We start from the raw sequence: 13,516 nt of genomic DNA, 5'->3' as shown, positions 1-13,516 counted from the left end.
GCGGCAGGCGACATCGCCTGCCGCCCCCTCATACCGTGCCGCCTGGGGCCGGCTGCCCGTGCACCGGGCCTTCGACCGTCGTTCAGTTGTCGAGTGTTTCTTGAAGCCCGTGAAGGGCCTCCCAGAGGGCGAGCTCGGCATTGGCCTCGGCCAGCGCCTCGCGCAGTTCGGTGATCTCTACGGTGAGCTGGCGTTCAATCAGTTCGTCAACCGGCGGCGTGATCTCGCCGCCCGTACGCAGCCCGTGCAACCCCGCGCAGACGAAGCTGTGGCACCAGTCGATGACCTGTTCTTCTTGGGCCCGGAGTCGGCCTGCCGTCCGCTCAACCGTTTCGTGTCCCGCAAGGATGCGAAGCACAGCTTTTGCCTTGTCGGCCGACAGATTGCGCGAGTTGGTCTCAGTCATCGTCGTTAGACGAATCCCAGCACCGGGACCGGAGGTGAGTCGAGGTTGCGGGCAGGGCTCAGAGGATCGATGGAGGCGTTGAGGAATCCCTCGGCCACCACTTCCTCGCTGGATCGACCGTCGTTGCGCAAAGCGTGGTGGACCAGGCACTCCGCGAGGACGCCGGTACGGTGCTCCCCGAAGCTCAGGCCGCGTCGGCCCGGGCGTGGGTCATTCGGTTCCCATGCGACACCGACACCCGGGGCCACCGGGTGCAGAAGGGGCGATGTGGTCGGCCCCAGGCCGGTAATGCCCTGGACGGCTTGGGCGACGCCCAGCGCGGCGTGCCACGCCTGCGGCCCGAGATACACCACGAGCGCATCCTGCCGCGGATAGAGGTCCCGATTTGAAGAGACCTTGGCTCGATAGGGCAACTGACGATCCTCCAGATGCCCGAGCACGGCACCCCAGAGAGCGGGCGCTGTGTCCGGGTCAGTGAGGTGGATGTAGACCCGTAGGAGCAGTTGGTCCGAACGGCCGGTGCCGTAGCTGCCGTCAGTGAGGAAGAAGCCCGGCGACAGCGCCGGGCGTGCTGCCGGCAACGTGAGGGTCGCGAGCGTGGGACGGTCCTGGGGTAGCGGCGTGTCCTGATCGGCTTCCCTCAGCAGCACGCGCAGGCCGTTGAGCTCCGCCACGAAGCTCCCGTCGTCGGCACTCCGGTGAACGACTGCCTTGGTGCGCGTGGAGCGGTGTGGCATCGCATCTGCGAGTTGCCGGTCGAGGTCGCGGTCCCGTAGCGTCCGCGGACGTGAGGACATGACCGCCTCACGTCCGGTGTGGACGACCTGATAGAGCGTGGCGCTCAGCTTCTGCGTGAGTACCCCGACGTTCGGCGCCTCGATCGTGCTCTCGCCGACGGTCGCCTTCATGCCATCCGGCGCCACTGTCACGACTTCGAGCGCCTGCGCCAGAGCGGGGGCTATGACTGGGGAAATCACGGGCAGTTGGCTCCGTCCAGGCCGAGGACGCCGGTGAACCCGGCAGGGGAAAGAAGGATGCTTCGGCCGATGCCCGCACCGGCGCGGTCAGCGGCTGACAGCCGTGCAGCGCCTGTTGCGGCCGCCAGCATGCGGTCAAGCATGTGCCAGCCGGCGTAGCCGACCGCGCGAGTCGCGAACTGGTCTTCCAGCGAGTCGGATTCGGCTCGGTATGCGGACCAGAACTCGGCCATCTTCGGGCGAAGTCGTTCGAGTTCGGCCACACCGTGGGCGACGATCTCCTCGTGCGCGGCCTTGCGACCGAAGTCCTCGGAGTCGAGCGCGACGGACTTCGGGATGCCTTGAACGGCTCGATAGAGCCACTCCCCGATGAATCCGCCAACGTCCCGTGCCGGGTCTCCCAGCCGGAACTCCTCCCAGTCCGTGAGGTACATCTCCTCGTTCAGCAGGAGGAACTGGTCGAGCCGCAGATCCCCGTGAATCGGGCTGCGGGGGGCCGCGCGTTCCATGTTCCGCAGCTGTCCCAGTGCGTTCAGAAGCGGCTCGTCCGACTGAAGGAGACGCCAGAACTCCAGTTCCGCGAAGCTGCTGTTGGCAAAGACGCTGTACGGCAGTGCGCGCAGGCTGTCCATCGGCGGAAGCGGGTGGGCAGTGTCGTCGAGCTCGATGTCGCCAGTAGGCAATCGGTGCAGCGCCGCAACGGCCCGGCCGGCGCGGCGGCACAGCTCGGCGGTGAAGAGATCATCTGCCGCCAGCTCTGCACCGGACTGCGCGTCCGCCAGCCAGGTGAAGGCGATCAGATGGTTCTCGGAGTCCGTTCCGAGAATTTCCGGCGCCCTGAGTTCGGCGCTTGTGCACCGCCTGGTGAGCTGATCGAATTGCGTGAGGCGGGAAAACCGGGCCGCCACGTCATCCGGTTTGCCTCCCAGTCGCTTGACGAAAACTGTCGCCTGCCCTGTAGTTATTCCAGCCCAGTTCTCGTTCCTGCCCGAATAGGCCGTGACGGTCTCCGGGTCGAAATTACCCAGGCCGATCGATGAGATCAGTCGGTTGACCTCTGGCGCGTTCTCAAGGGCAGCTGGCGTCAATCGCAGGCGGGTCGGCTCGGTCTCCTCGCCGCCCTGTTCCTTGATGGTCATGCGCCGAGATCGTAGCCGTCGGACGCTCTGCAGCCATCGGAAAAGTATCGGGATACTTTGGGCCGGAGCAGCGCCTGCCGCTGCTCTCCGCCAGGCGCGTCAGGCCGCGGGGCCGAATCGATCCCGCATCGGGGACGCAGCCCCAAAGAAACCCGAGGGCCGTTCTTTCTTTCTCGTGTCGGCCGAGCTCTAGGGTGGGCGCATGTCGAATTCGCCGCCGCACATCCTCGTTCTGACCAATGGCTTGCGCGTGGCAGTCCAGCCTGTCCCCGGAAGGTCTGCCGTCGGAGTGGCCGTGCACTATGGCGTCGGATTCCGTTCGGAGCCGGTCGGCCGCTCGGGGTTCGCTCATCTCTTTGAACACATGATGTTCCAGGGTAGCGAACAGATTGAGCGCGGGGGGCATTACACAATCTGCCAAGAGTCCGGGGGAACCGCCAACGGCTCTACCCATCAGGATTACACCGACTACTACCAGGTCGCCCCGTCGGCGGCTCTGGAGCGCATGCTCTTCCTGGAAGCCGACCGCATGCGCTCACTTCGTATCACCCGTGAAAGCTTGCGGACCCAGGTCGCGGTGGTCCAGGAGGAAATCCGCCTCAACGTCCTCAACAAGCCCTACGGCGGGTTCCCCTGGACCGTCCTGCCGAGTGTGTTGTACAGCTCCTTCGCCAACGGGCACAACGGGTATGGCGATCTGGCCGACATCGCCCACGCTACCGTGACCGAGTGTGAGGAGTTCTTCGCAGCTCACTACGTTCCCGCCAACGCGGTTCTCACGGTCTGCGGAGACGTCGACCCTCAAAGGGTGTTCGAAGCTGCCGAGCGCTACTTCGCCGGCATTCCCGCCGGGGTGCGGGCTCCGGGCCCGGACCTGCGCGAACCGTACCCGGTCGGTCGGCCGAAGGCCGTCCACAGGGACATCCACGCACCGTTGCCTGCCACCGCTTTCGGCTACCGCATGCCCGATCCGGCTGGGTACTTGACGCAGTACGTCGCCCACATGGCACTGTGTCAGATCCTGACCGGTAGCCGGACCGCTCGTCTCAAGAAGAGGTTGATCCACCAGGCCGCCCCGCTCGCCACCGACGTCAGCTCCGGCTGCGGTTTGTTCGGCCCGCTCCAGGCCCGCGATCCCGACACTTTCCTGGTGGTGGCCACCCATCCCGCAGAACCGGGTACGGACCGGATCACGGAGGAGCTCGACGGTGAGCTCGCCGCCCTAGCCGCTCACGGCCCCACGACGAGCGAGCTGGCCCGGGCGGTGGCGGTGAGCGTTTCGGCGACCCATCGCAACCGCGACTCCCTGCTCGCTCTCACCCGTCAGACGGGTGCCTGTGCCCTGCTGTTCGACCGGCCCGAGTTGCCGGGGGAACTGCCGGGTCTGCTGGCTTCACTCACGGTGGACGACATCGCTGCTGCAGCAGCCTCGCTGACTCCCGACGCGCGGGCGATCGTCGCCCTGACCCCCTCCGGAAGGTACGCATGACTGCCATCGGGCTGCCTCCACTCGGCCCGGCGCCGAGGCCGGCCCTGCCCCCACTGACCGATGTCACGCTGGCGTCGGGCCTGCGCGTCCTCACGGCACGCTGTCCATCCGTGCCGATGGTGGAGCTGCGCGTCGCGGTACCGCTACCGGTCGGCTCAGCGTACGAAGCCGCCATTGCCGAGGTCCTGGTGGCCAGCCTGATGCACGGGTATCCAGGCCTCGACCACAGCGGCATCGCGGACCGGCTGGAGCGTTCGGGCAGCACTCTGGATGTGGGGCGCACCCGCTGGCTCATGCTGGCCGCGTCCTGCCCCGCGGGGGCGCTCGGTGATCTGGCAGATCTGATCGGCTCCCTGCTGGCCGGCGCCGGTCACTCCGAGGACGCCGTCCAGTATGAACGTCGGCGCGTGCAGCAGAAGGTGGCGCTGGCCGGGGCGCAACCTCAGACGGTGGCCGCGGCGGCTTTGGTGCAGCACGCTTTCGGCGACGTTCCCGCCCTGGCCCCGCTCCCTTCGGCCTCCGATATCGGTCGGGTGACTGCCTGGGACGTTCGTGACCTGCACAGCCGCGTGATCCGCCCTGCGGGGGCCTACTTCGTCATCGTCGGGGACGTCGACCCGGACGCGGCAGCCGTGATGGTGGCCCGGGCGACGGCCGGCTGGGAATCCGGCCCGGCTGTCGCCCCGCCGGCCCCGCCCCGGCTGCTGCCCGGCGGGTCGCTGCGGCTGGTGGACCGGCCTGCCGCGGTGCAGTCCCAGATCCGGCTCCTGGCGCCTGGCATTCACCGCGACGAACCCCGTTTCCCCGCGCTGTCCATGGCCAACGTGGTCTTCGGCGGGTACTTCTCGTCCCGCCTGGTGATGTCCCTGCGCGAAGAGCTCGGCCTCGCCTACCGCGTGGACTCCTCGTTCCGCGACTACCTGGACCAGGTGGTGATCGCCGTGGAGGCCGACACCGCCACTGAGGCGACCGCTGCGGCCCTGGCACAGATCCGGGAGCAGATGCGGCAACTGGTGCAGCGCCCTGTGACCGGACGGGAACTCGACGCGGCTCGGCACTACATGGCGGGGATGTCGGTGCTGGCTACAGCCTCGCAGAGCGGACTGGCCGGAAGCCTGCTGTCATCACTGATCCTCAGCCAGGACCCGATGCGAATGGTCACCTTTCCGGCCCTGTTGGAGGGCCTGAGCGCGGACGAACTCCAGCAGGCGACAGCCGAGTTCTATCGCCCCGAGGCGTTCTGCGGGGTCGTGGTCGGTGACCGGTCCGCACTCACCGACGACCTGAAGGGAATCGTTGATGATGTCGTCGTCGCCTGAACAGTTCACGACCACCACACCCGAGCCGGCCGTTGTGCTCAACGGCCTGCGCATGCGCTATGGGCAGCGCGACGTCCTGCACGGCCTCGACCTCACCATTGAGCGCGGCGAGGTCTTCGCCCTGCTGGGACCGAACGGAGCCGGGAAGACCACGACGATCGAGATCCTCGAAGGGCTGCGCTCGCGGTCGGCCGGCCGGGTATCGGTGCTCGGCATCGATCCCGCCGGCGCGGACGACGCCTGGCGGTCCCGGATCGGCATCGTGGTGCAGTCCTGGCGAGACCACCCGAAGTGGCGGGTCGGAGAACTGGTCGGGCACCTCGCGCGCTACTACCCGGACCCGATCGATCCGCAGGAGCTTCTGGATCTGGTGGGCCTGGCTGACCAGGCCCACCAGGAAGTACAGAGGCTCTCCGGTGGCCAGCGCCGGCGACTGGACGTGGCACTGGGCATCCTCGGCCGTCCCGAGTTGCTCTTCCTGGATGAACCGACCACCGGCTTCGACCCCGAAGCACGGGTCGCCTTCCACGAGTTGGCGCAACGGCTGAACCGGGATCGCGGCATGACGATCCTGCTGACCACGCATGACCTGGCCGAGGCGGAAAAGCTCGCCACGCGTACCGGGATCCTGGTCGGCGGCCGATTGGCGGCCTGCGGCACGACAGAGGAACTGGCCAAGGCGGTGAGCACTACGACCGAGGTCCGCTGGACCGGGCCTGACGGTACCGCGCACCGAGTCCACGTCCAGGACCCCTCGGAGTTCGTCTACGACCTCCACCGGGCGGCCGACGGCCCCATTCCCGACCTGGAGATCCGCCGCCCATCGCTGGAAGAGACCTACCTGCGCCTGATCCACTTGGAGGACCCGCTGTGAGCATCCGCCCGGCAGTGGCCAACGGCCTGCACCGCGGGCTGATCGAGCTGCACCAGACCGTGCGCAGCGCCCGCGAGTACCTGCCGCACGTCATGAACGTCGCACTGTTCGCTGCGGTTGCCGCCTGGCGTGGCGGGACCGTCAAGGGAACCGAAACGCCTGCCTCGACCATGGTTCTCGTCGGCGAGGTCGCCACCGTGATCGTCTCCAGTGCGTGGACGACGCTGCCGCAGATCATGGCGGCCGAGCGGCAGGACGGCACCTTTCTCAGACTGCGGAGCGTGCCGTTCGCGACGACTTCGTACGTGGTCAGCAAGACCCTGTACACCGCTGTCATCGCGATCGCCAGCGCGCTGGTGCTCCTGCTGGTGGGTGCGGGCGTCAACGGCACGGGCCTGCCGCACTCCGCTGACGGCTGGTTCACCCTTACGTGGGTGCTGCTCCTGGGGCTCGTCGCAGTGGTGCCGATCGGCACCGCCATCGGTGCTTCGCTGCCCAATGCCCGTTCCGCGGTGGCGCTGCTCATGCTGCCGGTCTACGCGCTGATGGCGGTGTCCGGTGTCTTCTTCCCGGTCACCGGTATGCCGCGATGGCTTCAGTTGACCGCGGAGGCCTTTCCGCTGAAGTGGCTCGCCCAGGGGCTCCGTTCGGCGACGATGCCGGACACCGCGTTGGCCGCTGAAACCGGCCACAGCTGGCAGCACTGGCAGACCGCCACGGTGCTCACCGCCTGGGCGATCGCAGGTTTCGTCATCGCTCCGGCAGTGCTTCGCCGTACCAGCCGCCGGGTGACTGGCACCCGCATTACGACCACCCGTCAGCCGTCCGAATCATCTGTGCAGGAGATCTCCCGGTGACCCTTGTCAGCCCGCTCGTTCGGTCTGCGGAGACGAGCCTCATCTATCCGCTTCAGCCGGCCAACATCGGCGAAATCGTGCCAGTTGCGCGGCTGCTGCAAGCGCGCGGCCGTGGCCGGCTGTGGCTCGGTCAGAGCATGGGCATCGATACCCACCAGCTGTTCGCCGGCCTGACCGGTATGGGGCTGCGGATCCCGTTCGGGACCAGCGTGGTCCTCTCCCCGCTGCGTCATCCCTTGGACGCGGCGCTCCAGGCCCGCTCCGTAGCGGCGTTGTCAGGCGCGCCCTACGTCGCCGGAATCGGCCCGGGTGGCGCTGAATTCCAGCGCTTGCTCAGGCGCGAGGCATACCCGAAGCCGGTGAGCGCTGTCGCCGAATACCTCGGGGTCATGCGCGGCCTGCTGGCCGGCGAGCGGGTCGATCAGGACGGCGACCATTTCAGCACGCACACGGCCCTCACCCCGTTGCCCAGCCCACCGGTCGAGCTTGGGCTCGGAGTGTTGCGACCGCCGATGGCCCGGGCGGCCGGCCGGGTGGCTGACGTGGCGATCACTTGGCTCACCCCCGCCCCCTACCTGAGGGATGTCCTGGTGCCCAGCCTCGCTGCGGCGGCCGAGTCGGCCGACCGCCCGACCCCGCGGGTCGCCACCGTGGTGCATGTCGCGGTGGCCCGGCCCGGCCGTGACATCGGGCGCACCGCCTACCAGGCCGCATCCGCGCACCTGCGCCTGCCGCACTACACGGACATGCTGCGGCAGGCGGGAGTCGCCGCCGATCCCGGCCGTCCGGAGGACGGCGCAAAGGCTCTGATCGATGGCGGGGTCTTCGTCGCCGGCACGCCGGAGGAGATCGCCGACGGCCTGGACCGGTACCGACGCGCAGGTGTCGACGAGGTGATCCTCAACGTCTGTGGTGTGACCCGTTCCGAGGGGCTGGGCGCGGGACTGCGCGACCTGACCGAGATCCTGGAGGCCGTTGATGACCGCCGCCCGTAACGGGGCAGACCCCGCCGCTGGGACGGGCGACCGCCCACCGTTCTTCGGAGCGCGCAGGCTCGTATACATGGGGACCGGCGCGCTGGGCGTGATGTTCATGCCCATGTGGGCGCACTGGTTCAAGGCGTCCTACCCGGAGCTGGAGCTGAAGACCGTGCTCTCCCGCTCGGCACAGCAGTTCGTAGGCCCTGCGGCGGTGCAGGCTCTGGGCCGGGAACCACTGCTGTTCGACGCCTGGCCGAGTGACGGCGTTGCCGACGCCATGCATGTGGAGATCGCCGAGTGGGCTGACGCCGTACTGGTGCACCCAGCTACCTTTCACTTCACCTCGCGTCTCGCCTTGGGTCTGGCCGACACCCCGCTGCTGCTTGCCCTGCAGTGCACCCGGGCGCCGATCGCCGTCGCCCCGGCACTGCCACCCGGAGGCATCAGTTCACCTGTCCACCAGCGCAACATGGAGGCACTCGCCGCCCGGCCGAACGTGGTGGTGGTTCCGCCCGTGCCGGGCATGTCCGCCACCACCGGCCGAAACGACGCTTCGCCGGCGGCCCCGGTACCCCATGCCGTTGCAGCCCTGGAGCGGCTTCGCGCGTCGCTGCGTCCGGGTGATCAGGGATGACCGAACGTATCGTTCGGCAGTTCGAGACCGGCTATCAGCGGACGATCGTCACCACTGACGCTGCAGGAAACCACCGCTGGCGGCGTTGGCCCGGTCAAGACCGCACCTCGCCGGTGACCCGGCCGGCGCCCTCGGTCAGGCGGTCACTGGCCGGGCTTGACATCGGCGGCGTTCGTACGGCCCTCCCGATCGAAGGACCGGCCAGTGGCGTCTACTACCAGGTGCCGGGCACCCAGACGGCCGCCGGCCTCGCGCTGACCACACCGGAGGGAGACGACCTGGACCGCCTGGCCACCGTGCTGACCTCCACTGCCAGGCTCATCCGGCGCATCCAGTCGGCCGCTCCAGCCGACGCCGTGGCGACGCCACCCGCCGGACCGGCCCGCGCACTGGCCTGGATCCGCACCGGTCGTGGTCCTCGAGCAGCAGTGGAGCTGCATCGATTGCTGCAGCGCTCCATGGGCGACCGACGCCGGAGAGAAGTCATGGGTTGGTGCGAAGACCTCACCACGCCGGCACCGGAAGACCGACTGCTGCACGGCGCGGCTGGCATGGGGCAGGTGGTCCTGGCTACCGGGTCGACCGCTGCAGCTCTCATGATCGGCGAGGATCTCGCCCGCGGTTCCGCGGACTTCGATGCAGGTTGGCTGCTGGGAGAGATCCTGGAGCTCAAAACGATCGCCGAAGCCCAAGGCCGGCACCCGGCGTTCCCCAGGGTGGCACGAGCGGCGTTCCTGGAGGGCCTCGGCAGCCTGGACGACCCGGATCTAGCCGGCCGAGCCGCCATCGTGCGGATGCTTGTCCACGCCCACGACTTCGCCGCCTATGTCGGCTGGCACCGTGAACTGCTGGTCCACGTCGATGCGTTGCCTTCCCTGATCGACGCCGGTGGAAGCGATGTCCTGACCGCCTCCTGGTGAAACGCCCGCCTGACCAAACCTCAGAGAAATGAGCCTGACATGTTTCGACAGCGCGGTGGGACCCGCCTGATCGTGCTCCGCGACAGCATCGCGGCCGCAGCCGCCATCCGGACTGCTCTGGACTCCGCTGACCCTGTCGACATCCCCGGCCTGCGTCGTGCGCTGGAACTGATGGTGTTGGCCCAGAGAACGGATTCCGAGCTGCTCAAGGATTGGACGCGCCAAATGCTGCGCGAGGCGAAAGTCGACCCGCAGGACGGCCTGGCAGCGGTCCGGGCGCTGCGGAAGGCCGAACCGGGGCTCGACCTCAAGACTGCCGTGGACCTGGTGAAGGACGTCGCGAGCCGATGACTGACTTCGAACAGCAGAGCCGCCTGAGGATCCGGGTGGAACTGCTGCGTGGTAACCGACTGCAGCTCGTCGCAGCCATGACGCTGGCGCTGGGCTCAGCGGCCGCCTCGCTTTCCGTGCCGATCCTTGTGCAGCGGGCGATTGCCGATTTCGGCGCCCACAGGTCGTGGGTCTGGCCGATCACGTGGATGGTCGGTCTGGCCATGGTGGGGGCGCTGGCCTCGGCAGCAGCCGGCTACCTGCTGGGCCGGATGGGCGAGGCACTCATCCTTCGGTTGCGGGACCAGGCGACCCGGCACACACTCAGGTTGCCTCTCTCGACAGTCCGGGCCGAGGGCCACGGGAACCTGGTAGCGCGCATCACCTCCGATGCGGTCGTGCTGCGATCGATAGTCGATGTGGGCGTGGTGCAGCTGCCGCTCGCCACCCTGACCGCCATCGCCACCCTGGCGGTGATGGCCTGGTTGGACTGGGTCCTGACCCTGGTGACCATCGCCTCGTTCGCCGCCGCCGGTGCCGCCATTGCAGCCGTCGTGCTGCGCGTACGGCGCAACGCCATCGAGCAGCAATCGGCCTTGGGAGAACTCGCGCAGTACCTGACCGTCCTGTTGTCCTCACTGATGACGATCAAGGCGTACCGGGCCGAGGAGACCGCCGCTGAGCGTCATCTGGACCGTGCCAAAGACCTGATGGCCACGTCGCTGACCGGGGTCAGGCTGCAGTCGCTGATCTCACCGGTCTTGGGCCTGGGGCAGCAGATCGCCCTGGTGAGCGTGATCATCGGCGGCGGCGCACGGATTGCCGATGGCGCGCTGTCCGTTCCGGCCTTTGCCGCCTTTCTCCTCTTCCTCCTGCAGTTGGTCAGCCCAGTGACCATGCTGGCGACAGGAATCAGCCGGCTGCAGGCCGGACTTGCCGCCAAGAGCCGTTTCGAGACGTTGCTGGCGATGGAGACGGAGACCGACGGACCGGTTCCGGTCTCAACGGCGCCGGCTCCCGTCACTGCGGCGCCGAGCGTGGAGTTCGTCGGCGTGTCATTCGCCCACGACGGTGTCCCCGTGCTCGAAAACCTGTCGTTCACTGCCGCCCGCCGAGGGCTCACCGCACTCGTGGGACCGTCAGGCGCGGGTAAGTCCACGACGCTGTCGCTCATCGAGCGCTTCCTGCAACCGGATACTGGGACCGTCAGGGTACTCGGTCATGACTCGAGCACCTGGCCCGTCTCCGCACTGCGCAGTCACGTCGCCTTTGTCGACCAAGCATTCACGCTGCTGGAGGGGACTGTTCGGGAAAACCTACTGATCGGCCACTCCGGTCTGGTGCCGGACGACCGGATTTTCGCAGCTCTGGACTCCGTCGGATTGGAGGAGGACATCCGACGGCTCCCGTCCGGGTTGGACACGGTGATCGGCCGCGTGAACGACCTGTCAGGCGGACAGAGGCAACGGCTCGCCCTCGCTCGCGCGCTGCTCTCGGATGCCGAACTCATCGTCCTGGATGAGCCGACGTCCCAGCTGGACAGCATCAACGAGAAGAGACTGCGAGACATGGTTGAAGATCTCGCCCGCAGCCGCGCGGTAATCGTGGTGGCTCACCGCTTGTCGACCATTCAGAACTCCGGCCAGGTCGTACTGATCGACAGGGGTAGAAACGTTGACTCCGGGACACACGATGAACTCATGGAACGTTGCCCGCCCTACCGCAATCTCGTGGAGAGCCAGCAGGTCCGGGAGGGCCATCCAGCGTAGCGGTAAGTTGCCGATTTGAGCAGTATTTGAGGTTGTTCGCTTTCACAAAGCGAACAGCAAGGATTTGTGTGAATATATCGTGAAACAATCTTGGTCGTGGCGGCATGGTGCGGTGCCTCCCTCCTCCAAGCGTGGCGCTGAGTATCGAGGCGGGGTCTGGTTTGGTCCTAAATGACCAAAGATGTCTCGCAACCGAGGGTAGCTGCAGGCCTGATTTCATCAAACGGTTGCAATTGGCCCCTAGAGATACCCCGGTGTTATTCTGTATGTGCGCGCAGGGATTTTGATGATGTAATCCCAAATCTGGCGATATGCCTTTCCGTGCAATCCGAATAAGGTGCAATCCTGTAGCTCATCCGGGGGGATGAAATGCGATATACCTTACTTTATTCATGCTTCGGCATTGCTTCGGTGGCGGGGGAGTCGCGTTCGGTAGGGTGCTCCATTTTGCATTCCTTGACAATCCCGGCACTTGGGGAGTTGGGAATTAGAATCGACTGGGCTGATAGGCCGGGGAGTATCCCCGCGTGTCGCTCGGCGATTTCTAGGCACTCGAAGGAGCATCAATGGCGCGACCTCCGGTGATGCCCCCGGATGAGAAACTGGACATCGTCCTGCGAATCATCTCCGGCGAGGTCTCCATCTCGCAAGCAGCCCGCCAGGCCAATGTCTCCGAGCAGTCTGTGGGGAACTGGAAGCGTCAGTTTATCTCGGCCGGCCGGCAGGGCCTCGATGGCGCGGAGCGAAGAAACGCTGAGCGGGAGCGCCAGCTCCTCGCTGAAATTGCGGAACTGAAGGCTGCCCTTGGCGAGATCTATGTTCAGCTCAGGAGCAAGCGGCAGAGTGTGGACTATCGTTCGGTCCCTTCCCAAGCCTTGAGGCGATACGGATCAGCGCCGGGCTCAGCGTCTCAAGGTTCTGCCGGATCCTCCAGGTACCCCGGCGGAAATACTCGTGGTGGCAGATGAGGCCCTGCAGTCGCACAGAGTCCGGCCGTGCGCTCGCGGATGAGCAGTCATCCTGAGCCACGGGCGTGGTGCCTGGCCCGAACAGGCCAGGCACCACGCCCATGCATGTTTGACGTTACGGCCGGGGACAGCGACGCTCAAGGAAGCGGCGGAGCCGCCAGCCGGTCCACCGCTCCCCTGTGATGCGATTAGGGTGCGTTTCAAAAGCGCTGGTCACAGCCATTCGTTGATGGCGGCAATGACGACCGTGGCCTCGTAGCGGACGGCGAGCTTGTCGTAGCGAGTCGCGACGGCCCGGTGCCTCTTGAGGCGGTTGATCCCACACTCGACAGCGTGGCGTTCGCGGTAGTCGGCCTTGTCGAACTTGGGCGGCCGACCACCGCGGCTGCCACGCTTGTTGCGGTTGCGGATCTGGTCGGTCTTCTCCGGGATGGTGCAGCGAATGCCGCGTCTGCGCAGGTAGGCGCGGTTCGCCCGGGAGCCGTACGCCTTGTCCGCGCGGACCTTGCGGGGCTTGCTGCGCGGCCGCCCCGGACCGAGGCGCGGGACACTGATGTGGTCGAGCACGGTCTGGAACTGCGGACTGTCATGGCGATGGCCGGCGGTGACGACCAGGGACAGCGGCTTCTGCCCCTGCTCGACCGCGAGGTGGACCTTCGTGGTCAGGCCACCCCGGGAGCGCCCGAGTCCGTGGTCGACCGGTTCGGTGTCGACGCCGCCGGGCGGTTCTTGCTGCAGATCCCCTTTTTGCGGGCACCGTGAGACTCCCCCGGGATGCGGGAGAAGCTGACAGCGGTTCAGATGGGGAGCATGGAAGGAAGCCCCACGATGGCCGCACCGATGAAGTACCCACT

General features: G+C 67.0%; 14 protein-coding genes. 10 read left to right on the top strand and 4 right to left on the bottom strand.

Annotated features, from left to right (window positions below; genetic code table 11):
* Positions 1–82: 82 nt before the first annotated feature.
* Genes ACWC9T_RS37950 through lxmK form a run of 3 tightly spaced genes read right to left on the bottom strand, consistent with a single transcriptional unit; the run spans position 83 to position 2,522 of the window.
* Positions 83–406: a hypothetical protein gene (locus ACWC9T_RS37950; protein ID WP_449825592.1), complete on the bottom strand. Its 324-nt coding sequence runs from the start codon at positions 404–406 to the stop codon at positions 83–85.
* 5 nt (positions 407–411) lie between these two features.
* Complete coding sequence (locus ACWC9T_RS37945; RefSeq protein WP_449825591.1) at positions 412–1,383, bottom strand: T3SS effector HopA1 family protein; 972 nt, start codon at positions 1,381–1,383, stop codon at positions 412–414.
* Positions 1,380–2,522 carry a class V lanthionine synthetase subunit LxmK gene (gene lxmK / locus ACWC9T_RS37940; protein WP_449825590.1) on the bottom strand — a complete coding sequence of 381 codons (1,143 nt, stop codon included), beginning with the start codon at positions 2,520–2,522 and terminating at the stop codon, positions 1,380–1,382. The genes ACWC9T_RS37945 and lxmK overlap by 4 nt, the downstream gene beginning before the upstream one ends.
* Before the next feature lie 202 nt (positions 2,523–2,724).
* Here lxmK and ACWC9T_RS37935 point away from each other — a divergent pair, with 202 nt between their 5' ends.
* The 10 genes from ACWC9T_RS37935 to ACWC9T_RS37890 all read left to right on the top strand — a co-directional run bounded on the left by ACWC9T_RS37935 (position 2,725) and on the right by ACWC9T_RS37890 (position 12,662).
* Positions 2,725–4,011 (top strand): M16 family metallopeptidase, encoded by a 1,287-nt coding sequence (locus ACWC9T_RS37935; RefSeq protein ID WP_449825589.1) that lies wholly within the window; start codon positions 2,725–2,727, stop codon positions 4,009–4,011.
* Complete coding sequence (locus tag ACWC9T_RS37930) at positions 4,008–5,330, top strand: M16 family metallopeptidase (RefSeq protein ID WP_449825588.1); 1,323 nt, start codon at positions 4,008–4,010, stop codon at positions 5,328–5,330. The genes ACWC9T_RS37935 and ACWC9T_RS37930 overlap by 4 nt, the downstream gene beginning before the upstream one ends.
* Positions 5,311–6,204: an ABC transporter ATP-binding protein gene (locus ACWC9T_RS37925; RefSeq protein WP_449825587.1), complete on the top strand. Its 894-nt coding sequence runs from the start codon at positions 5,311–5,313 to the stop codon at positions 6,202–6,204. Before ACWC9T_RS37930 ends, ACWC9T_RS37925 begins: the two co-directional genes overlap by 20 nt.
* A complete protein-coding gene (locus ACWC9T_RS37920) occupies positions 6,201–7,061 on the top strand; it encodes an ABC transporter permease (protein WP_449825586.1) in 861 nt (286 codons plus the stop codon). Before ACWC9T_RS37925 ends, ACWC9T_RS37920 begins: the two co-directional genes overlap by 4 nt.
* Complete coding sequence (locus tag ACWC9T_RS37915) at positions 7,058–8,056, top strand: LLM class flavin-dependent oxidoreductase (protein WP_449825585.1); 999 nt, start codon at positions 7,058–7,060, stop codon at positions 8,054–8,056. The genes ACWC9T_RS37920 and ACWC9T_RS37915 overlap by 4 nt, the downstream gene beginning before the upstream one ends.
* 67 nt (positions 8,057–8,123) lie before the next feature.
* A complete protein-coding gene (locus ACWC9T_RS37910; RefSeq protein ID WP_449825584.1) occupies positions 8,124–8,675 on the top strand; it encodes a flavoprotein in 552 nt (183 codons plus the stop codon).
* Complete coding sequence (locus ACWC9T_RS37905) at positions 8,672–9,595, top strand: hypothetical protein (RefSeq protein WP_449825583.1); 924 nt, start codon at positions 8,672–8,674, stop codon at positions 9,593–9,595. The genes ACWC9T_RS37910 and ACWC9T_RS37905 overlap by 4 nt, the downstream gene beginning before the upstream one ends.
* A gap of 39 nt (positions 9,596–9,634) precedes the next feature.
* Positions 9,635–9,946 carry a hypothetical protein gene (locus ACWC9T_RS37900; RefSeq protein ID WP_449825582.1) on the top strand — a complete coding sequence of 104 codons (312 nt, stop codon included), beginning with the start codon at positions 9,635–9,637 and terminating at the stop codon, positions 9,944–9,946.
* Positions 9,943–11,694 carry an ABC transporter ATP-binding protein gene (locus ACWC9T_RS37895; RefSeq protein ID WP_449825581.1) on the top strand — a complete coding sequence of 584 codons (1,752 nt, stop codon included), beginning with the start codon at positions 9,943–9,945 and terminating at the stop codon, positions 11,692–11,694. The genes ACWC9T_RS37900 and ACWC9T_RS37895 overlap by 4 nt, the downstream gene beginning before the upstream one ends.
* Before the next feature lie 566 nt (positions 11,695–12,260).
* Complete coding sequence (locus ACWC9T_RS37890) at positions 12,261–12,662, top strand: transposase (RefSeq protein ID WP_449825580.1); 402 nt, start codon at positions 12,261–12,263, stop codon at positions 12,660–12,662.
* A gap of 213 nt (positions 12,663–12,875) precedes the next feature.
* On the opposite strand, the gene ACWC9T_RS37885 is transcribed toward ACWC9T_RS37890, so the two are convergent.
* Positions 12,876–13,516: IS5 family transposase (locus ACWC9T_RS37885; RefSeq protein ID WP_449825579.1), on the bottom strand; the 641-nt coding region annotated here is incomplete at its 5' end.

Source organism: Kitasatospora sp. NPDC001159 (genome assembly GCF_053598235.1).
This window is presented reverse-complemented; position numbering and strand designations above follow the sequence as displayed.

What these genes read in the sequence shown, in the direction of transcription:
- ACWC9T_RS37925 (WP_449825587.1), top strand. Translation starts at nt 5,311, where the DNA reads ATGATGTCGTCGTCGCCTGAACAGTTCACGACCACCACACCCGAGCCG.
- ACWC9T_RS37950 (WP_449825592.1), bottom strand. Translation starts at nt 406, where the DNA reads ATGACTGAGACCAACTCGCGCAATCTGTCGGCCGACAAGGCAAAAGCT.
- lxmK (WP_449825590.1), bottom strand. Translation starts at nt 2,522, where the DNA reads ATGACCATCAAGGAACAGGGCGGCGAGGAGACCGAGCCGACCCGCCTG.
- ACWC9T_RS37905 (WP_449825583.1), top strand. Translation starts at nt 8,672, where the DNA reads ATGACCGAACGTATCGTTCGGCAGTTCGAGACCGGCTATCAGCGGACG.
- ACWC9T_RS37910 (WP_449825584.1), top strand. Translation starts at nt 8,124, where the DNA reads ATGGGGACCGGCGCGCTGGGCGTGATGTTCATGCCCATGTGGGCGCAC.
- ACWC9T_RS37935 (WP_449825589.1), top strand. Translation starts at nt 2,725, where the DNA reads ATGTCGAATTCGCCGCCGCACATCCTCGTTCTGACCAATGGCTTGCGC.
- ACWC9T_RS37895 (WP_449825581.1), top strand. Translation starts at nt 9,943, where the DNA reads ATGACTGACTTCGAACAGCAGAGCCGCCTGAGGATCCGGGTGGAACTG.
- ACWC9T_RS37930 (WP_449825588.1), top strand. Translation starts at nt 4,008, where the DNA reads ATGACTGCCATCGGGCTGCCTCCACTCGGCCCGGCGCCGAGGCCGGCC.
- ACWC9T_RS37890 (WP_449825580.1), top strand. Translation starts at nt 12,261, where the DNA reads ATGGCGCGACCTCCGGTGATGCCCCCGGATGAGAAACTGGACATCGTC.
- ACWC9T_RS37900 (WP_449825582.1), top strand. Translation starts at nt 9,635, where the DNA reads ATGTTTCGACAGCGCGGTGGGACCCGCCTGATCGTGCTCCGCGACAGC.